A 20,111-nucleotide genomic window follows, 5' to 3' on the forward strand; every position below is an offset into this window, starting at 1 on the left:
AGAGTGAGTATGCAATCAGGCTGTATGAGCTGATAATCCAATGGCGAGCAGTTGGCAAAGTGCCTAAATTAGAGCTACAGGAGTTACGCAATAAGCTAGGCGTTGACCCTGAACAATATCAAAAAATGTGTAATTTTAAAGCAAAGGTATTAGACCTTGCTGTCAGTCAGATAAACGACCATACCGATATTACCGCTACCTATGAGCAGCACAAAACTGGCAAAGCGATTACTGGCTTTACGTTCACATTCAAGCAGAAGCCAAGCGCCAAAGCAGCAGCTAAGGGGGCGAACCCAGCGCGAGATACAGACACGCCCGATATGTTTAATGACATGACAGACAGCCAAATAGCCACGTTCAGTAGTAAGCTGGCACGACTGCCCGAACTTGGTAACGATGCCCCTATTGGTGGAAGCACTGACGACTACGCCACGCTGATAGCCACCCATCTAGCCGACCCAGTGAAGCAAAAGAAGTATCACAAGTACCTTGATAAGCTAGGTTTCAAGCCAACCAAAAGCAAAGCATAGCAGCCCAACCGATAACCAGCCCAGCCACCTACAACCACTCATAGGTGGCTTTTTAGTGCGCGACCAATCTACCCAGCAAGTAAAAAACGCACAAAAATGCGTGTCGGCAAGTTTGAAGAACTTCAAAGATTATGGGAGATCATTAATCAAAAAGCTGTTCTTGAATACAAAATTGCAGATGAAGATGAGTTTTTAGCATTGTTTAAAAGTTATCTTGTACAAGAATCTGATAAATTCAAGAAAACTGGCGTTCAGACACGCATTGAGAAAGTATATATCCACAACGAAACAGCCATGTCAAAGATAGTACATGGTGATGACGATGATTTTGCTAAATTTAGCACAATGACATACCGAGAATTCTTAAACCGTTTATCACAAGAAGCTTTCATTAAAATTTCAACTCTTCATAAAGCCTTTGCTTCAATTGAAGAAAAAATTGATATAACAGAATATCTTAATATCCAGACGATCAGAAAAATAATTTCAGGGTTCAGAAAATACTTGTTAAATAACTCATTTAACAAGTTTGGCCTTGGCTATAACATCATATCTAACTCCATACATCCAACAAGATTCACTACTACAGATGGTTCACCTAAAAAAGATGTGCTTGCTAGTGACTTAGGAGTACAGAGCGATGAACTTTTAAAACCATTAGATGCATACCTCTTTGATGAAGTTTTTTATGATTCTGAATTAGAAAAATTAAACATTACAGATGGAGAAATCACCTCCGTATCTGTGTTTACTAAAATCCCAAAAAACTCGATAAAAATTCCAGTTGCAGGTGGATATACATATTCGCCAGATTTTGCCTACGTAGTAAAAACAACGAGCGGCGAGTACCTCAACTTTATTATTGAAACTAAAAATGTTGATGGAAAAGATAGCCTGCGCCAAGAAGAAGAGAGAAAAATAGAACATGCTAAGGAGCTGTTTAATCAAATAAGCAAAGATATTAAAGTTGATTTTATGACTCAATTTGCAGATGACGTTATTTATGATCTAATAAAACGGCATACATAAAATGAATTAGGCTGTATTAGATGTAGTAGCTCAGATGTAGTAGCTCAGACCTGATCACGCTTCCTACATTCTACGGTTCTTACGTTTTGATACTTATCCCACCTGTTATTAGTGTCCGCCATAAGCCGACACTTTAACCCATTTTCTTCAATTACGAATTTGATTTTAAGCTATCGAAGTACTCTTGAGGGACAAGTGCGTTTCCATTTCGAAACTCTTCGACCAAATGGATATTGTCAAAATTATTAAAGTAGTCAGAAGGAACATGCTCCAAAACAATCATCTGGAAGGATTTCTTCATATCATTTAAAATACTGCCTGTAAAATTATCTAATAATTTAAACGCATCGATGACTTTTGCTTTATCCGAGTGCTGAAGTCTTTTTTCCGAAAGGTTTTCTTCTTCACCATAATACGGTCTACTAGGCTGATCAATTAGCAAAAATGAAGGAACATGTTTGCTATTTTTTGTTAGCATTAGCTCATGAAGACCTAAGAACATAAAGAGGTGTTTAAACATATCGTTCGAACTACTTCCGGAAGCTTCAATATACGTCGTTTTAGGCTTTCTAAAATCGATTTTCTTGTCTTTATAATTAAAGACTGGCTGGTAGCTTCCGTAGTTCTCCAATGATGGCTCAACCAGTTTCATGTATCCTTGAATGATCTCTTCTAAAACCTTAATACATAAATCCCTATTCTCTGTGGTATCAGCAACCTGAATTGAACTTAGCTGATCCTCAATTCCTTTTGTCGATGTGATTTCATCATCATTATTATTGGAGGTATATAGGTCGAGTTTAGTCTTAGTTTGACCTAGAAAAATGTACTTATCCCTATCATCGCTAAAGCTCTTTACTTTTTTAGGTAAGGCTTTGGCCGCTTCTTCAAGTTCATTTATCAGTCGTTTGCATTCTGCGATTTCATCTGAGGTTTTTCCGTCAATAGGCGTTCTTTTCTTATTTGCTTGCTTAATCCGATGAAAATCCTCATCTAAAGAACTAATCAGATCATCAAATATAGATGTTTTTACTATATCGTCCTTACTCTTCCAATATTCTACTGGCCTCAAGCTGTCCTCGATGACGTTCAGGCTAGATTTGTACTCATTGTATGCTGACTGAAACCTCGTAAGGTTTCTAATTTTGCGTTCCAGAAAGCTTATCTCTGAAATTATTTTATCAAGCCTACTCCCTTTTCCGCTATAGGCTTGATTAATTCCAGTATCGATGAGCAACTTAAGAGCCTCGACAGATTCTAATGTTTCGCTTTCTTCATTAATTAACCCAAACTCCCTAGCCTGAGAAGTTATAGTTTTAAGTTCATCATGGAATTCAGACTTTTTTTCAGAAATCTTCGAATTCTTTTTTTCTACTATCGCTAGCTTTGCTTGCAAATTGAGCTTTTTCTCGCGCATAAGAATGTTTTCAATTGTTTCAATCCCTACTGCAAGATCAAAGATTCTAGGAAGAGCCTCTCTATATCTGTTGTCATTCTGCTTATCAAAAAATACTTCACTATGCTGAATGATGTCGCCTGAAATACTGCAAAATAACATAAAGTATCTTAACGATATTTTACTATTAGCTTTTAATGACCTTCCGCCGAACGGAATTGTTACGTCCTTATCAATATCAAACTCGGTTTCTAATATTTCCTTCAAACTTCCCTCTGTCATATTTGAAGAGGGGAGATCCGGAACTTCACCAGTCGATGAAAAATAGTATTCGCTTGAAGTCTTGGTTCTATTGGGTGACTTTCTCGCGATAGTGTAATTCTTATTATTTATCTTAAACTCTATTCCATACCAAGCGACATTTTCATTAATTTTACTCTCTGCAATTTTGTGCCTCGACGCGAAGAGACAGTAATCAACGACATGAAGGATGGCTGTTTTTCCAGTATTTGACTCCCCTGTTATGACATTTACTTTGTCTTCTTCGAATTTAAGCTCCCTCCTGTAGCTATTTTCATCGTTCATCCAAAGAATTATTTTTGTTATGGAATACTTCATATCTCAATCCTTAAGTTCAAGTATAGGCTTGATGCATCTTCACTTAATATTTTTGATATATTATCAGAGGCCTTAGAAACTCTCTTTAGTCGATCTCCGACTGAGTTCGGGTACTCAACCTTTTCCATTGATACCATGCAAGAATTATCTATAGATATCATGTCGACCTCAGAAAGGAATTGAATGGCATTTATAGATGTGCTCAAGTTATCGTAATAGCGTTTATTAAAGTTTGAAAAGCAGTGAATCTTATCTATTATCAGCTTATCTAGACTTATTATTTGAGTTCTTCCATTGGCCAAATAGGACAACAGCTCTTTGTGTGCGATGAAAGGAATTATCAGCAGCGCCTTCGTTAGATCAAGTTTTTGCGATTTCTCTACCACTATGGACATTGCCAGTGATGCAAAAGCTAAGTTATTAAAAGTTTCCGTCCTCATTTATACTTTTCTTCCCAATTTTTAAGCCAACCAATTGTGGGTTTATTTGAAAGGCTATATAGACTTCCATGGCTCATATCTGAAAATAATTTTTGTCCCGATATTGAGAGTTCTTTATCTCTCATCGCCTTCAAAATCTTATGGGCTATATCAATAAATTCTTCAGGGTTATCCTTTCTTCGATATGAAGACCGGTATTCCGTCTCCCACTGCCTAAAGATTTCATCTTCAAAAATATTAATTTCTTCAGAAGTTAACAGGCCTTCTTCCACCCAATTGGCCAAGTTGCTTTCCAGCATAAGCCTATAGCGAGTGTAATTTTGGATAATTTCTTGCTCACTCAGATCAATATCTTCTATATCTAAGAGCTGTTTAATAAAGGTTTGCTCGTCAATGCTATCAGGCAGGCCACCATCAAACTTTTGTATTTTTAACTCTGGATTGTTTGCTATGTCAAAATATCTCCGAAACTTTCGACTCCTTTCTTCAAAGCTATAAATGAGCTTTTTACTGTTTGAGAAGTTTGTAAAAATATCTTGGCGCACAACAGAATCCAGCTGGTTAAAAAGGTGGTCGATAGATTTTGGATTAACATCTTTTTCTTCAAGAGCTGTTTTGCATTTATCAATTATACTATCGACCTGTAAATCTGATTTTATGTTATTCAAAAATTCTTTTAAGACTTGTTCATCGAGACTGATCACCGAATCAATATATTTTTTGGTTTCTTCTGATTTAGCTGAACCATTAAGTCCTGCCAAGTAATTCTTCATAGTCTCAAAATCCATATTTTCATTTTGAAATTCAGAAAGATTAGACAGGAAATTGTTGTTCGATGAAAAAGATTTGTTGGTAGCTAAAATAAAAGTGGTTTTTTCAACGAAAGCCTTTTGTTCAGCTGAGCTATCTCTGCCATCATTCTTATCCTTGATAACGGCACTCCAATTAAACAGGGTTTTCCATAAATCAGGATCAAGTTCAGTTAAATTGGCTGTAGCTCCATCTGTTTTTTTTTGGATTGTGTGTTTGATTTGAATTAGAACAAGATGATCATTATCAAGCTGAGTATGCACATCATCCAATAACTCAAATCCAATGGTTTCGCTCTTCTTAAGCGTTAACAATTTGTACAAAAAATAGTAATATTGGTAATCAAAACCAGCGATTGTCCCAGCGGCAGACGTTTTCTCAGTATGAGTTTTTCCTGTCATTTACTCTGTTCTCTTCTTCTGCTCTTCAATCCACTTGAGAATATCTTCTCGCTTAAATCGCCAACTACCGCCCACTTTAAATCCGGGCAATTTGCCCTCTGCGGCTAGTCGATACGCGGTTTTCTCTGCCAACTTGAGATAGCCAGCCACCTCTTTCAAGGTCATAATTTCATCGGACATAGTTTTACCTACCATGAGACTATAGGTGAGAATATGAGAAAATCGGGGAATGAGCAAGGTAAAGCTGATACTTTTGGATAGTTTTCTACACAAGGTTGTAATCACATAAATGTATGGCGTGATTAGTCCAAATCACGCCTTCTACGGTTTTTACGGGCTCTATTGATAGCTTGGCCGTCTTTATCATGTTTTGGCTTGTCTTGGCCTTTGTCTAGCGTTGAATCCTCAAAGCCTTGGCGCAATTTGTCGTACTTTTGCTCAGCTCGTTGCTCGGCACGAATTTGCTGTATGGTTTTGGCCAGCTGCCTTCGTTCTTCTAGCTGGCGATCTTTGTTCTGGCGAACGTGTTTTTGCAGCTCAGTGCGTTCGCGATCGTGCCGGAATATCATTCTATGGCGAGATTCTGCATGCTCAGCTTTTACGGTATTGAGCTCTTTACGACCAATCAGGCGCAATCGCTCGGCTTTACCTGTTACTTTGTCGAAAAAGCCCATTACGCCTTTTCTAAAACGACTACGCACTGTTTGCATTGTGGCTTCACGTTTCAAGCTATGCAGTTCTTGCTGCTCGCGCCGCTCTTGGCGCTGCTTCTTTATTAACGCAGCTTTCTGATCTTCATAAGGCCGCATCTGCGCCTTATGCTGATTTTTCAGTGAATTTACCTTGCCCAGCATTTCTTTGGTGTAGATGTTGCGAATACGCACATTGGTAAGCGCTATAGATTGCAGATCTTCGGGCGAGCCCAAGCGCGTTTTTAGTTCTTTGATTTTAACGCCGCCATGGCGGGAAAGCGAATAGACTTTCTCGGTATGATCAACTACCACAAAGCCCCGCTTATCGCCTCTTGCGAGAAACAAGCCAGAATCTTTCAAAGCCTGTTTAAAGCTTTCGCTATTATCTGAGCTTTGCCACGCTTTCTGGATGAGTGATTTAATCTCTTTTGGATCAATACCATGGCGTTTAAGCTTTTGCCATTCGCTGTTGGCAAGCTGAAATGCATCGCGCTCAGCTTTGTTTTGTAAACCTTGGGGCATTGCCCACCCGTTATCTAAATAAAGCTCGCGGCTTATTTCTGTACATTTATTTTTGAAATGCGACATGTTGATTGCACGCATGTTGTCTACATCTATGCGTGACCAAACCACATGGCAGTGCCGCCGTCCCTCTTTCTCATGGAACACCACGACACGTGGCTGATCCGTGAGCCCAAGCTTTTGTTCAAGCTTGGCAAAAGCGGCATCAAACTGGCCTTGTTTCACATCCGCATCCTGCGGTGGATTAAAGGACACAGAAAACAAAGGCTGCTGGCATTGCGTACCCTTAGAGACCGCATCGATCTCTAATAAGGCCGCATTTAAAGACTGGCCAGCCAGCCCTCGTATTTCATGTAACGTGACATGATCATTGTCTTTTGTGTTCGCAAGGTGGTTAGCCAGATTTCTGGCACCACTACGTTGCGAGGCTTTAATGATCATTCCGTTGCATTCCACTGTCAGGATAAAGCGGCGCAGGGTCATCCTCTGCATATCCTAGCGCCTTCATGACAGACTCACGGATCAGTGTCAGATCTTCCATTGCCTGCTGGAGCTCTGGCACTTCTATTGATCCGTGTACATTGAGCTGGCGTGCGATTTGGTTAAGGTTGTTACCAATCTTACCCACAGAGCCCAGAAGTTTCGCCAGCTCAGCTTTATCGCGCACAGGTCGCTTTGCGCGACGCGGAGGAGGAATATCAAAAATGGCATACTTGCAATAACTTCCCATGGAGATGCCTGCATCTTCAGAACGCTGCTCTAGTTCTTGACGTTCGTTAAAACTGAGCCGCAGAGAAAACGGTGCCTGCCGTTTTTTCTTGGGAGTTGGTGCCTCGCCATTTTTTGCAAGAATGAGATGATTGGGATCACTTGCCGCATTGAAAATGCCGGACAAGTTATCAGGTGGCACATTGCTATTGCCGCTTAAATTATTGAATTCGTTTTTCATGGATTTCCCCTCCGCTATTTACGATGGGGATGCAACGGGGGTTATGTAATACAACCCCTTGCCCAGACCGTGTGGTACTACCACACACATCTGGCGTAATCGGTAACTTCAAGTTTATGGCAAATTCCTTACCATTCAGTTAACGCTAACCAATCGGGTTATACAGACTTAGCCCTGCACTTAAAGGTAAAAACTACCCGTAAAAATTGCATCCCAAAATTAAGTTAGGGACATCCTATAAAGTAATAAAGGGGTGCGTAAATAGCTGAGCAGCAAGTAATTTTAATCAGCAAGGACAGGCCAAGACAAGCCCAGACGGTACGTTAAAAATAATTTTGTGACGATATACATTAGAACAATACAAGCGCAATCAACTCAACCAAAAATTAACCGACACAACTCTAGGTTAAGCGTTTCTTAACCTAAGTATGATCTAATAGACATGTTGCAGTAGCCCGACTTTACAGGGGTTATATACCCCTAGTCAGGCTGCTTTTAGTAATCGGGGGTGCAACACGAGGGGGATGTCTGCTTCAGGCTTGACATGCCCCTTATTACACCTTCATTTATTACTCTATCACAGGAAGATTTAACAAAGCTTTAAGCAGTTAAATCGAGTGGCTAACAAGAAAAGGAGTAATACCATGTCACAACGTGTTTCTGACGAAGAACTGAAAAAAGCTTATGAGGTTGCGGCTAAAGTTGTCGCTATTCATGGCGAAACCTACCTGCCTATTTTTGAACGATTAGAGCGTGAATACGAAGCCAGAATGCAAACTAAAAAAGCTTTGGCACGCGCGCAAGCCGTTGCTGAAAATGTGAGCATCTAAACTTACCCAAAGGCGAATTTCTCGCTTTGCGGTTTTTCATTGACTTAATCGGTCATGATCTTTACTTGTAACTCAAAATCGCTGGGATACTAAAACAGACAAAAAACGGGATACATTTTAAAGTATCACTTAAGGGTTAAATACCAAGGCATTGAAATTACTTATAAAACCAATTTCACACTTGCCACATAGGCAGACACCGTGTCCGCCATTTCCCTTAACAATATTTTAAATAATTATCCGGTAACATATTGTATAAGCACGATTTTGCTTTTTACTAAGCAGTGCTACGTCTGTTGCATCCCCGATTTGAGTTACATTTTGGGATACAAATTGGGATACATGGACGATGACCGATTACTTGATGCAAAGAAATGGCGTGTATTATTACCGCCGCAGAGTGCCAGAATATGTGGCACATTTTGACCCTAGAAAATTTGTGCGCAGCTCGCTTCAAACGCGAGATCGCCGCGAGGCTATGCGCAAAGCAATGATTCACAATGATTTTATTGAAGAATACTGGCGCAGCCTTGTGCTTCAGCATGGCGAGCCCAGCCCTAAAACCGACTATAAGCTTGCGGTAAAACGCGCAAGAACCTTTAACCTTAATTACCGTAGCGCTGTTGAAATCAGCGAAGCGCCTATTGAGCGCATTGTTGGGCGCATTACTCATATAAGCAAAGAATTAGACAGCACCGACACGGTAAAAGCCGTGCTTGGCGGTATCGACAAACCCAATGTTTTTCTTAAAGACTGTTTAAAGCAATATTGGGAAATCACAAAAATTCGGCTGGTTAACAAATCCTCTAATCAAATCAGAAAATGGCGTAATCCCAGACAAGCTGGTTTTATGTTTTTTATCGATGTACTCGGTAAAGACAAAGCAGTACAGGATTTACAGCGTTCTGACATTCTTAAATTCCATACGGCATTAAGAGACCGCATTGCCAAGCGAGAAATATTGGCCAATACGGCCAATAAGAACCTTGGCTATGTGAAAGACATTCTCGCGACCATAGCCCTAGATAATGAAATAGATATAAATTTTCGCCGCCTCTTTGAGGAGCTTAAATTTAAAATGGATAAAAATTCGCGTCAGCCTTTTGAGGCCAGTTATGTTCAAAATATTTTGCTCAAGGGCGATGCTCTTGCTGGGCTTAATGATGAAGCGAGAATGCTGATATTCGCGATGAGCGACACAGGCGCGCGCGAATCAGAGCTAATTGGGCTGCGCAAAGAAGATATTATCCTTACTGGAGAAATTCCGTTCATCTGGATTCAGCCTTATGAAGGGCATGCGCTTAAAACACCCCATTCTGATCGCAAGATCCCGCTTGTCGGTGCATCTTTGCATGCGTTCCAAAAACAGCCACATGGCTTTCACCGCTACAGCAACTCAGATACTGCATCCACAGCGATTAACAAATATCTACGTGAGAACGAATTACGGCCAACGCCGAAACAAACACTTTATTCACTGCGGCACACCTTCAAAGATCGCTTGCGGGATATTGGTGCGCCAGAAGAAGTGATTGATGAGCTAATGGGGCATAAAAGCCGTGGCCCGAAATATGGCCGTGGGCATTTGTTAGAGAAAAAGCATGAATGGTTAGAGAGGATTGCTTTTGAAGTAACTTAGGTCAACCGACAGATGTTTTATTTAGTTCTTCAATAACCAACTGGAGGTATGTGGTCACCCGATCAACATAAAAGTTAAGCACATTCTGGCTATTGTTATCGAAAGTATTCAGTAATTGCTCGTATTGTTTTCGCGTCATTTTAAAATCAAAATGCTTTTCACCGTGTTCTTTGTGGGTCAACCAAACCGATGTGCTAACGACTTGCGGTAACGCTAGATTGAAACAGCGGTCAACTTCAGAATAAGTGAGTAGCTCACTTTCAAGTTCCTTCAAGAACGCTCTGGTAAATTGCTCATTAAGCTGGACGCGGAACCGTCCTAAGTCACTGGTACTTGAATGTCCTGTTTCTTGCTTATGCAGGGCAAGGCAGCGATAACATTCAGTGCGTCCACATTCACAGTTATCTAAGTTTTCATCAGAAAAACTTTCACCGCACCCAGAACAAATCGCTCTCATATTCGTAGTCCACAAAACCTATTTAATTGAAAGTATAACGGGACTCAGAAAAAAGACTCAATAGCGTTTATATAGCCTCTTCATGTAATGAAAAAATAAGCAGCATACACAACACCATATTGCACTTGGCCTCAAATATCATTGACTCTAGCTTGTTACGTTTATCTTCATCGACTTGCGATAGGATTTTTTCATGCATCTGTGCGTGAGTAACGCCAGTTGCATTGGGTTCATTAATAGCCTGCGACATCATGACCGTTAGCACCAAAAAATACAGCTTACAAAACGCATAATGCCTTGGGTATTGCGCTTCGCGAATACCATAGTTTTTCTCAGACAACCGGATCAGTAAATTCAAGATACGGTAACGGAAAAAATGGTGGGTTGCTGTTTTCTCCTGACCTTGCTGGCCATTTACAGTGATTGCCCCCGTATCTCTGTAATTCTTAAAATCTTCATAGCTTATTTCTGAGCCATACTGGCTTAGGATCCCACCTGATTTCTCTTTCAGCAATTCCAGCATCTGATTAAACACTGCGACATCGCCGAACTTGGTGAGGAAGTCGCCCATTTTGTTGTTACTGGTTGGAAAGTGGCCATCTAATAGCCAAACAACACGTTTACCGATATCGGTAAATATTTTTTGTACAGATTGGCGTGATATGCCAACTTGATCAGCGCATTTCTGAGCACTCATGCCCATTGTGTATCCGGCAACCACTTTAAAGACCGTTGCTTGCGGGATTTTTGACGCTTCATAAAACGGCTTCTTTTTATATCGCCTGACCATATTCCCGCTCTCAAAACTTCACTTAAAAAGCCCTAGATCATACCTGAATTTACAAGCGGGGCAATTTGCTTGGCAAGCTTCGGCGAAGCGCTGGCATGCTGTCACCGCTTGGTTATTATCGTCTTAGCTTTGCAAAGCCTTCAAAAATTATTTTAACCAGATAGCCCCTGAGTCATCAGGGGCATGGAGGCTTATATGATCCGTAGAGAAGATCTGTCCAAAATCCTAAAACCTGTCAGTTGGGCAGTGTTTTGGGGCTTATCAGCCAGCGCTTGTGTTTATCACCGCGCTGAGCTGCCAATACTTGCTGAATTAACAGCGGCTTTTTGCGCTTATCGTAGCTGGAAGAACATCACAGAATCATGGCCATTATGGCTGCATGGCCGTTATCAGTACCTTCTTTTAAAAGCGGCGGAAACGCCGTCTGAAAAATTTGGTAAAGCTGGCTTTGCTAGCGAAAAAGACATCGAAGCGGCTGGCCTGTTTGATCCGAATAATGGTGTACCTATTGGCTGCTTCAATGGTCGCCCGATGTTTTACCCATTTACCCATGCCTTATGCGTAGCACCTGCTGGCTCAGGCAAGTCGATTTCAATTGCTTTGCCGTCAAAGCTCCACGGTTATCGTGTAAGCGATGAGAAAGGCAACAGCGAGGCGGCCTCGGTAGTTGTTACTGACATTAAAGGCGAGATTGCCGCAATGACTGCGCGTATGAGCGAGGCGCAGCACAAACACAAAGTGTTTTACCTCAATCCAGATCAGCTATTTGGCTTTCCCAATAGCTGCTTTAACCCGCTGCAAATGGTGATTGATGATATGGCGTACCCGCCAATGAATCAAAACGCCTTAGCAGACGCGCAAGAGTTAGTGCTTCAGCTTTTACCTGAGCCTGCCGAGGGCGATAAGAACAAGTTCTTTCGTAGTGGTTCTCGCAATATGATTTTGACCGCCATGCTGTTTCTGGCGGCTGAAAATCCAGCGTGCTGCACCTTGCCTGAATTGTTTCGCATTGTCAGTAGCGCCAAGCGTTTAAAAGCGCTGCTTGAAGAAGCTGCAAGTTCAACGGCTTTATCCGGTGATATTGCGCTGCTTGCCTCTGGCCTGCTAGATGCAGAAGAAGATTACTTTGCTGACTTTCTGACTGGTGCATTGCAAGTGCTTATGCCGTTTAGCCCTTCTACACCACTGGCGCAGTCAGTGAGTAAAAGTGACTTTACCTTTGAAGCGCTAAAACAGGAAAAAACCAGCGTATACATTATGTCGCGCTATGACCGCCGCGCAGCCTATGCACCATGGATTGGCCTTGTCACTAAGGCAGCCATCAAGTCATTGATCCGCACTGAAGGCAATGTGCCTGTGCATTTTTTACTGGATGAGGCAACGAACATTCCATTGCCTGGTCTTGCGAATGACTTAACCGCTTTACGCGGCTATGGCCTGCGCTGCCAGTTTATCTGTCAGGCAAAAAGTGAAGTATCCCGCATCTACGGAAAGGAAGCGACACAGACCTTTTATTCACAAACTGATCTCAAGCAATTCTTTGGTGTGTCATCGCTTGAAGAAGCAAAAGAAATATCAGACATGCTGGGTAATCACACCATTAAAACACATAGCTTTGGTACGTCGGCAACCAGTCCTGATGCAGATTTAAAAGACTCAATTGCTGAGACGACCCGCGCCTTAATGCGTCCAGAAGAAGTGCTGCGCATGCCCAATACCGATCAAATCATTTTGGTCGGTGGCGTAGCGCCAATTTACGCTGAACGGCTGCCATACAACCTAGTGAAGTCTTGGCATGCCGCGCTTGATGAAAACCCGCTAGAGGGTGGAAAACTGCCCCCTAATACGCAAATGAATATTCGCTACAAGGAGGTGCACTAATGCAAAAACTGACTGTTCGTTTTCGTAAGAAAAAGCGCTACCGATTTTCGCTCTCGTGGTTTTTGGGCTCGATATTGAAGCTGTTTCTTTGGATATGGGCGCTCAGAGTGACCGTTATACCCAGCGTTTTTATTTACCTGCTGTATCAGTGCAGCACTTAACAGACATAAAGGAGAACAACCATGTTTAACGTATTACTCGAAAAATGTGCAGATTGGCTACTACCCATCATTGGCGGCTGCCTTGTGTGGTATAGCGTGCACTATTTTGCATTAACGCCGCGCATTATCACTATTGATAGCAAACGTTTCTACGTGCAGGACAACTCACTGCCAAATCAAGTAAACAACTGTTTGCGCGAGCGTTTAGGGCGGCAAGTATTGCAAACCGGATTAATGGAAGCGGCTTTATACACCGCAACACTTAAACATTTGGCAGAGCCGTATCAAGACGTATTAGCCAATGCTTATGTGACTTTAGATGAAACCTGCGGCGTGAGCTACGCAAGACGCAAAGCACTAGAGAAAAAGCGTAGCGAGGCTGAAGCAATTAACACCATTAAAAATGTGACTGAAAAAATTAAATTCTGGCGCAAACTACTAACGGGGAAATAACACCATGCAAAAAATAATTTATAGCAAAGACGACATTATTGTGAGCACCGCTCTTTTTAAAACAGCGCGCCGTACCTATCGCATAAGCGATATTGAAAAAATCGCCATTAAGCGGCCTCTGCTTTGGTTCTCACTGCCCATAGCGCTTGGTAGCTTTGCGTTACTCAGTAACTTTCAAAGCTACCTCTATGTGCATGAGCGCTGGTTTTGTATGGCAGGCTTTATATTGCTGCCTTTAATCGGCTGGTTTATCGCCACCTTAAATGTGACATCCAGAGCTTACACCAATGACTTAGCGGCCATTGGCTGGATGCCGACATTATCGGCAGCCAGAAACGCGCTGGATACGGTTATTTTTAAAACGAATTACAGGGCTGATGTGATCAGCCATGAAGACTAAAGGGGAATAATCATGGTTAGAGAATATTTATCAACCAAGGATCTATGCCAGCGCTTTCGCTGTTCGTCACGCACCATTTTTCGGCGCATGACGCGCGAAGAAAACCCTTTCCCGCAACCGCTTATCAGGCAAGCAGGCAGTTTTAACCTATGGTGCGCGGATGCTGTGACAGAATGGGAAGCGCTGGAAATAGAGCGATCCGAGAATTGCCGCTGGGGCGGCATTAACGCCAGCCCGCCAGTAGCCGTTGAAAAACTAGCTCGGCGTTGGCATTGATTAACCCTGCCACAAGGAAGTGGCTATCAATTTTATCTTACTAGTCTAGCCAAATATAACTTACCTATTTTGCAATTATTATTACTCTTCGTCATAAATATGAGCACTACGTACATTGACATGTAAAAGAGAAAATGCCCCTCTTCCTGAATCAATCTCACCGGTGTGCGCATAGCTTTTAGACCAATCAACCGCCATTTTTAGATATTCTTGTCTTTTCTTTTTCAATGTATTTATTTCTGAAAAATCAAACATTGATTCTATACCCAGAAATGCTTGCTCTCCAGTTCGAAAGGGCTCTCCTAATCCGAACGAACTCCAAGAAACAAGTAGTGACCACATCCGGATTAGGAAGGCAAAGTCCTTATCAACTTCATCCCACTCCACCACCGGCATTGCTTCATTATGCGAAATTAGTTTATTTCTATACAGCATTGCTTGTGAATTTTCATTCGTGAAACGACCATTTTTGAAGTCAAGAGCAGCATTAATGCAATCCATTTCTAACTTTGTGCAAGCGCCTTCTTTTAGCATAATTGGTGAAACATTATTCCATAGCTTGCGTAATGAACTGTCACGCCCATCTTTGCTTAAAAGCTTGCCAAATATTGAGAAAATGCCATATATTGCACCCACATACCACTGGGCATAAAAGCCACTTTCTTTGAATGAATTACGCTTCGTTTCAACATTTTGGAAAGCATAAACAACTGCACGCCATTCAATTAATTCAAGAATCAACTCATCAATTCCCTGAGGATAATTCCCGTTCTTGAAATCATCACTATGTTTCCATTGTTTTACCTTGTCTAGCTCAGTGAGCCACAAATTTCTCGAAACATCGTCATGGGAATTGTTTGCCATCTTTTGATAATAACAAATAGCAGAATTAACCTCCTCTATGGATTTCGTCTTATTCGTTACAGAAACAACGTATTCTTTCGCTTCATCAGTATTATTAAAAACCAAACTCGACTCCTTTCTAATTGACTTTCACAAAGACTTCTCAGCAACTCTGCTTGCTCCGCCACTTCTAACAAAATATTTGTCAAACTAGTTGTAAGCCCAATTTGACATGAGTCAACCCGAAGCAATGGTTGCTAATCATTTATAAAATGTAAACTAACGCTGCTTTATCAGATCCTCTTTGATGTAAAGGTTACGATGTTATCTCGCACTGGAATCGACGCGATCGGCCTATCATGCACTAACGCAAACAACTTCTCACACCATGCCCCATAAGCCTCGGCTTGTTCTGCCAAATAATCATAATGATCATAAACCCTTGCCACTTGACTACCCACAGCATGGCCGAGCATCACTTCAGCCACATGGAAACTGGTGAGCGTCGAGAAACGTGAGCGCGCGGTACGGCGCAGGTCATGCATTGAGAAATGCGCCATTTCAAAGCCTTCATATCGGCGTAGGTGCTGCATGATGTTATATGGCAGCGCCAATGGCGCACGAATGCCCATAACCTCGTCTGAACCATCATTGGTAAAGGCATATTGGCTATCAGGGCTCAGTGCAAAAGCTTGTTTTAAATAGACTGCGATAGATGACGTAATTGGCCGTAATAACGGCTTGCCGCTTTTCTTACCGAGCTTGTGATTTTCAGGCGGGATCGTCCAGACCCCAGCATTAAAATCAAAATGCTGTTTTTCGGCCTGTCGCAGTTCACCATTGCGACAACCATAGATAAGGCAGAGCTTTACAAATAGTTTGTTCTTTGGTGTGATACGGGAATTATTGACCGCCAGCCAAAGCATTTTGATTTCATCGTCATTCAGAACACGATCGGTAGAGCGTTTCTGGATTTGTAAATCTTCTTTAGCGTAGATATCAGACAGCGGGTTGATTGGCACCAGTTTGCGTTTCATCGCGAATTTATAAAGCTGCTTAGCATTCACCAAAATACGCTCAGAGATTGCTGGTTTGGTTTTAGCGAGGGCTTCTAAGATTTCCAGCCATGCGTGTAATGTAATTTTCTCGGCTGGCAATTTGCCGAGCTTTGGAAACACATGGATTTCAAAGCTGCGCTTGATTTCTGTGTGGCCTTTTTTGTTATGAATGCAATATGCCTCATACCACAAGTCGAACAGCCCTGTGAGCGATTCAGCGGCAATAATGGCTTGTTTCTCAAGCAAGCGCACCACTTTGGGGTCATGTCCCTGCTCAAGCTGTTTTTTAAGGCGCTGTGCTTCTGTTCTGGCTTCCTTTAAGCTCATCAGTGGGTATGAGCCTAAATCTACGCGGCCAGCTTTACCAAAGTACTGGTAACGCAGCGTGTAGGTAATTTTGCCTTTTGGAGACAACCTAGCGCTCAGACCGTCACGATCTGTTTTCTCTGCGGCTTTGTCTCTCAGCTTTCTATTGTTGGCTTTTAGCCATGTTTCAGTCAGTGCCACCTTTCAGTCCTTAGCCCGCTTTGCGGATCTGTTTGTACAAATTTTTTAAGGAAGGTTTGTACAACAAAATTTGTACGAGAATTTGTACAAATTTCTTCTGACTGAGGATGACATAGACTGTCTTGAGATGGTGATAGGACAACCAAAGACGCGTTATAACATTTTGTTTTTAATAGAAAATGTGTCTTTTGGTGTCTTAACTTGGCTTAGGCAACTTTATTCGGATGCGAGATGATAGCAAAAGTCCTTCGCTTGTTGATTTCACTGACAAAATTGCTATTACTCATACCGACAGAACCCTTATATACACCTAAATTTACACCCGTTTAATACATCACCTTCAGAACACAGTTTGAAGGTGGCTTTTGATCTGGAGATTGATAGCGAATTATCAAGCTCCAGTTGTTTTATCAAGCCCCGACGCCTTTCGCACCTGCAAAGAGCAGCATTGCGCTAAAATCATGCTCATCAGCAGCTCGAAGCGCAGCAATATATTCATTGCGGCGCTCATTCATGGCTTCCAGCCTATAATTACCTGCCCAATCAATGGCAGGCTCATTTAATAGTTTAGTTAATATCGCGTCCGCCATAATCCTTGCATGGCGACCGTTACCGTTAGGAAACGGGTGAATATACACTAATTTGTGATGAAACCTTGCAGCGAGCTCTTTAGGCTCAAAGGTTCGATGCTCAACCCAGTATTTTGCATCATCCAACAATTGTCTTAGCTGAATGGATACTTGAATCGGATCTACACCAATATTTTTTTCTGTACGGCGGAATGTTCCCGCCCATTTCCAAACACTGCCAAAAAGCTTTCTATGCAGCTCACAAACAAAAGCTTCTGATAATACATCAGGCGTTTTTTGCTTTGCCAACCATTTAAGCCCATCGGTGATCCCGGCTTGTTCAAGTTGATCAAGTTCACCTCTGGTCGAAACATGCTTAAATTTAAGCCCAGCGAGTTCATCAGGATCTAATGGTGTAGCCCCTTCTGGATGTTCGACAAGATTTGAATAGTGCTCAGTTTTGTCCATCGCACTCATTCATCATTCCAAAAGTCTGACGGCATTTTATCCACTATTTGCGCAGCAATTCGTTGAATTTCATATTCTAATTGTTCTTTATTCAAAGATTGTGCTTCAAGCGCCATATGGGTTGAAGCTGCTTTTACCTGCAAACGCGCTTTTTCTTTCGCGCGCTGCTTAATTATGGCTTCAACGTCGTTATTTGGCACAACAGCATATACAAACTTACAATCCATAGCTTCAGCCATGCTTTGCATTGTCTTCAATGTTACACTGCCTGACGGCTCGTCTTGCTCGGCTTTTGACACTCTGGATTTAGTCACGCCAAGCCGCTTTGCCAATTGCGTACCAGACATGCCAAGCGCATTTCTAACGGTTCTGAGCCATCCCTCTTGGGGATGCATAGAGAAATCACCAAACTGCTTTACAGCTTGGTTAACTTTATCCCGATATTGCTTAGCAACTATCTTCTCTATACTCATTGTCAACCTTTATGTTTACGATGACGTTAATTAAGTCAATATATTTATATACCAAACACAGTCTTATGTCAATAAAAATGTATACTACTACAACAAAGCTGTATACATATATGTATACAGCCATACTACGTAAGTGAACATATACATTGACCAATGGTTTATGAAACAAGAATTTTACGGCGCTAACTGCCGTAAAACGGTAAAAATGTAAACTGCTATCGGTGGCGTCATTGCCGATAGTCAGTAATATTGAAACTTTTGGGGCTCAGCTTGACGACTGCAAAAACAAGATAGACAAAGCATGAGTGATTTAGGCAGCAAGGGCTCTAAGCCCCAAAAGTTCGCAACAAAAAGTAAACTCCCGTCCCTTCAACATAAAAGGGCAAGAACGCCAATATTTAGTGGTTCCAGAAAATATGCCCTTCCTGATAACCTGCTTCGATGGTGAATGCATCATAAAAATCGGTTAAAAAACACTCCAAATAGGTGTCAGTTTTAATTGATCATTAAAGATATTAATATATGATTAAAATGAGGCTCAAAAAACAACCATTTTGCTAATTTAGGTGGAACGAATTTCAAAGAGTAATGCTTACAGGCGTTGCTTCATATGAGGAGATTTAAATGTATATTACTGGTACTGACCTAAGAAATATGCGTCTTGATGCTGGATTAACAACGGTTATGATGGCAACCCTTGCTAATGTTAAAACTCGTAAGACTTACGAAAATTGGGAAAAAAATGTCGGGGCACCGAGTATGAATCAGTTTATCGCTATGTGTGTGGGCTGTAACTACAACTCGTCTAAGTTTGTAAAATTGGCGCTGGATAACAATGGCAGTGATAAAAACATCGATGTCACGGCTGCCCGTCGTTAAATGATTGCACTGGGAACCGAGTTCCCTTCCCTATCATTTAGTCTGCCTTAATTAAGCCCATTAATTACCCTAAGTAACAGCACATTATTAGGGCATCTTCTTTACCTTTGGCGCTAGGGTAATAATTTTCTCTTTGCTCAACCACGATAAAACCCGCTTTGTCATAAAGACTAATGGCAGCAGCATTAGACTCACGTACTTCTAGCCACACTTGCTGAATGTTATTTTGATGACATTGATCTAACAAGTGCTGCAGTAATAATTTGCCTAACCCTTTGCCTTGATAATTATCACTGACCACAATATCCATCAATGTCACTTCATCTAGCACTGTCATGCCGATGTAATAACCTAATGCTTGATTATCTTGATTAAGTGAAAAGGCAAAATAGGGCTTAGTTAAGCAGTCTTCGAATATCTTACGAGACCAAGGTGAATACTGACCTTGTTTATGCAGTTCAAAATAAGGGGCGCTATTTTGTGGCGTAACAGGGGAAAAAGTTGGGGTCATCAAATTAAATGGATTCGTTAGATTAAAGAGGTAAAGCAGTTTGTAATTGCTGCCAAAGTTGCTTTTTGCTATCGCTGTTATGTAACGCTGTTAAAGGCGGCGTGGTCAAATTACTCTGATGAAAACGAATGTTTTCGCCTTGGGACCAACATAAGGGGTAGTCTGAATATTGACTTATTTGCTCATTTGAAATGTATATAAGTTGTTTAGTATCTAAGCCTAACGCAATTAATACGTCGCTAAACATTGGTTCTTTACTGTCTTCTGGCGAAAAAGTGACGAGTAGCGAATTGGTACTTTCACTTTTTTGGGTTTTCACTTTGAGTTGTTTTAACTTGGCTAGGGCATCTTCTGTTGAGGAAGTCTCTGAAGGTTTACCATCATGTTTAGGGCTAAGCCCCTCGGTGTTTACAGCTGACTGTTGTTCGTTGACTAACTGCCATGAGGATATCCCCATTTCGTGCAAAATGGCCTGTTGATAATCACTTATAACAAATTGAGATTTATTTTCCATTGCAACAGATTAACA

At 41.5% G+C, this 20,111-nt stretch carries 22 protein-coding genes and 1 pseudogene; 9 read left to right on the plus strand and 14 right to left on the minus strand.

The annotated features are described in order from the left end of the window. Nucleotides 1-530: pseudogene (locus Q0688_RS01985) on the plus strand (RepB family plasmid replication initiator protein); the annotation flags it as partial. 96 nt (nucleotides 531-626) lie between these two features. Beyond that, on the plus strand, nucleotides 627-1,559 hold the full coding sequence (locus tag Q0688_RS01990; protein ID WP_299072477.1) for a hypothetical protein: 933 nt from the start codon (nucleotides 627-629) through the stop codon (nucleotides 1,557-1,559). A 151-nt stretch (nucleotides 1,560-1,710) separates the two neighbouring features. Here the strand turns inward: Q0688_RS01990 and Q0688_RS01995 are convergent, their stop codons facing one another. The 6 genes from Q0688_RS01995 to Q0688_RS02015 form a co-directional block, all read right to left on the minus strand. Continuing rightward, nucleotides 1,711-3,573: a DUF3732 domain-containing protein gene (locus tag Q0688_RS01995; RefSeq protein WP_299072480.1), complete on the minus strand. Its 1,863-nt coding sequence runs from the start codon at nucleotides 3,571-3,573 to the stop codon at nucleotides 1,711-1,713. Then, a complete protein-coding gene (locus Q0688_RS27620; RefSeq protein WP_367179773.1) occupies nucleotides 3,570-4,013 on the minus strand; it encodes a three component ABC system middle component in 444 nt (147 codons plus the stop codon). Before Q0688_RS27620 ends, Q0688_RS01995 begins: the two co-directional genes overlap by 4 nt. Beyond that, nucleotides 4,010-5,224 (minus strand): ABC-three component system protein, encoded by a 1,215-nt coding sequence (locus Q0688_RS02000; RefSeq protein WP_299072483.1) that lies wholly within the window; start codon nucleotides 5,222-5,224, stop codon nucleotides 4,010-4,012. Before Q0688_RS02000 ends, Q0688_RS27620 begins: the two co-directional genes overlap by 4 nt. Beyond that, nucleotides 5,225-5,404, minus strand: a complete 180-nt coding sequence (locus Q0688_RS02005; RefSeq protein ID WP_299072486.1) for a helix-turn-helix domain-containing protein — start codon at nucleotides 5,402-5,404, stop codon at nucleotides 5,225-5,227. Nucleotides 5,405-5,526: 122 nt separating this feature from the next. Continuing rightward, nucleotides 5,527-6,879, minus strand: coding sequence for a hypothetical protein (locus Q0688_RS02010; protein ID WP_299072489.1), 1,353 nt, complete (start codon nucleotides 6,877-6,879; stop codon nucleotides 5,527-5,529). Then, on the minus strand, nucleotides 6,869-7,387 hold the full coding sequence (locus Q0688_RS02015) for a MobC family plasmid mobilization relaxosome protein (RefSeq protein ID WP_299072492.1): 519 nt from the start codon (nucleotides 7,385-7,387) through the stop codon (nucleotides 6,869-6,871). Before Q0688_RS02015 ends, Q0688_RS02010 begins: the two co-directional genes overlap by 11 nt. A gap of 644 nt (nucleotides 7,388-8,031) precedes the next feature. Here Q0688_RS02015 and Q0688_RS02020 point away from each other — a divergent pair. Further along, entirely contained in the window at nucleotides 8,032-8,217 is a 186-nt protein-coding gene (locus tag Q0688_RS02020; protein ID WP_016390411.1) for a hypothetical protein, read from the plus strand. A 349-nt stretch (nucleotides 8,218-8,566) separates the two neighbouring features. Next, nucleotides 8,567-9,856: a DUF6538 domain-containing protein gene (locus tag Q0688_RS02025; RefSeq protein ID WP_299072509.1), complete on the plus strand. Its 1,290-nt coding sequence runs from the start codon at nucleotides 8,567-8,569 to the stop codon at nucleotides 9,854-9,856. A gap of 1 nt (nucleotide 9,857) precedes the next feature. Here Q0688_RS02025 and Q0688_RS02030 read toward each other — a convergent pair whose 3' ends face one another. Continuing rightward, nucleotides 9,858-10,313 carry a hypothetical protein gene (locus Q0688_RS02030; protein WP_299072512.1) on the minus strand — a complete coding sequence of 152 codons (456 nt, stop codon included), beginning with the start codon at nucleotides 10,311-10,313 and terminating at the stop codon, nucleotides 9,858-9,860. 67 nt (nucleotides 10,314-10,380) lie between these two features. Beyond that, nucleotides 10,381-11,103 carry a hypothetical protein gene (locus Q0688_RS02035; protein ID WP_299072515.1) on the minus strand — a complete coding sequence of 241 codons (723 nt, stop codon included), beginning with the start codon at nucleotides 11,101-11,103 and terminating at the stop codon, nucleotides 10,381-10,383. Nucleotides 11,104-11,298: 195 nt separating this feature from the next. On the opposite strand from Q0688_RS02035, the gene Q0688_RS02040 reads away from it, so the two are divergent. The 4 genes from Q0688_RS02040 (at nucleotide 11,299) to Q0688_RS02055 (ending at nucleotide 14,274) form a co-directional block, all read left to right on the plus strand. Next, a complete protein-coding gene (locus Q0688_RS02040) occupies nucleotides 11,299-12,984 on the plus strand; it encodes a type IV secretory system conjugative DNA transfer family protein (RefSeq protein WP_299072517.1) in 1,686 nt (561 codons plus the stop codon). 182 nt (nucleotides 12,985-13,166) lie between these two features. After that, nucleotides 13,167-13,598 (plus strand): hypothetical protein, encoded by a 432-nt coding sequence (locus Q0688_RS02045; RefSeq protein ID WP_299072518.1) that lies wholly within the window; start codon nucleotides 13,167-13,169, stop codon nucleotides 13,596-13,598. A 4-nt stretch (nucleotides 13,599-13,602) separates the two neighbouring features. Continuing rightward, the gene (locus Q0688_RS02050) at nucleotides 13,603-13,998 is read left to right on the plus strand and encodes a hypothetical protein (protein WP_299072520.1); all 396 of its coding nucleotides are present in this window, start codon (nucleotides 13,603-13,605) and stop codon (nucleotides 13,996-13,998) included. 12 nt (nucleotides 13,999-14,010) lie between these two features. After that, complete coding sequence (locus tag Q0688_RS02055; protein ID WP_299072523.1) at nucleotides 14,011-14,274, plus strand: hypothetical protein; 264 nt, start codon at nucleotides 14,011-14,013, stop codon at nucleotides 14,272-14,274. A gap of 81 nt (nucleotides 14,275-14,355) precedes the next feature. Here Q0688_RS02055 and Q0688_RS02060 read toward each other — a convergent pair whose 3' ends face one another. The 4 genes from Q0688_RS02060 to Q0688_RS02075 form a co-directional block, all read right to left on the minus strand. After that, nucleotides 14,356-15,243, minus strand: coding sequence for a hypothetical protein (locus tag Q0688_RS02060; RefSeq protein WP_299072525.1), 888 nt, complete (start codon nucleotides 15,241-15,243; stop codon nucleotides 14,356-14,358). A gap of 167 nt (nucleotides 15,244-15,410) precedes the next feature. Next, complete coding sequence (locus Q0688_RS02065; protein WP_299072528.1) at nucleotides 15,411-16,682, minus strand: site-specific integrase; 1,272 nt, start codon at nucleotides 16,680-16,682, stop codon at nucleotides 15,411-15,413. 410 nt (nucleotides 16,683-17,092) lie between these two features. Next, nucleotides 17,093-17,728, minus strand: coding sequence for a mobile mystery protein B (locus tag Q0688_RS02070; RefSeq protein WP_299072529.1), 636 nt, complete (start codon nucleotides 17,726-17,728; stop codon nucleotides 17,093-17,095). Continuing rightward, a complete protein-coding gene (locus tag Q0688_RS02075; RefSeq protein WP_299072532.1) occupies nucleotides 17,725-18,192 on the minus strand; it encodes a mobile mystery protein A in 468 nt (155 codons plus the stop codon). The genes Q0688_RS02070 and Q0688_RS02075 overlap by 4 nt, the downstream gene beginning before the upstream one ends. Nucleotides 18,193-18,816: 624 nt before the next feature. On the opposite strand from Q0688_RS02075, the gene Q0688_RS02080 reads away from it, so the two are divergent. Beyond that, a complete protein-coding gene (locus tag Q0688_RS02080) occupies nucleotides 18,817-19,071 on the plus strand; it encodes a helix-turn-helix transcriptional regulator (protein ID WP_299072537.1) in 255 nt (84 codons plus the stop codon). Nucleotides 19,072-19,135: 64 nt separating this feature from the next. Here the strand turns inward: Q0688_RS02080 and rimI are convergent, their stop codons facing one another. Beyond that, nucleotides 19,136-19,582, minus strand: a complete 447-nt coding sequence (gene rimI, locus Q0688_RS02085) for a ribosomal protein S18-alanine N-acetyltransferase (RefSeq protein WP_299072540.1) — start codon at nucleotides 19,580-19,582, stop codon at nucleotides 19,136-19,138. A 22-nt stretch (nucleotides 19,583-19,604) separates the two neighbouring features. Continuing rightward, on the minus strand, nucleotides 19,605-20,096 hold the full coding sequence (locus Q0688_RS02090) for a DNA polymerase III subunit psi (RefSeq protein WP_299072543.1): 492 nt from the start codon (nucleotides 20,094-20,096) through the stop codon (nucleotides 19,605-19,607). Between the last annotated feature and the right edge of the window lie 15 nt (nucleotides 20,097-20,111).

This window comes from uncultured Paraglaciecola sp., from assembly GCF_937123705.1.
In the GTDB taxonomy this organism is placed as follows: domain Bacteria; phylum Pseudomonadota; class Gammaproteobacteria; order Enterobacterales; family Alteromonadaceae; genus Paraglaciecola.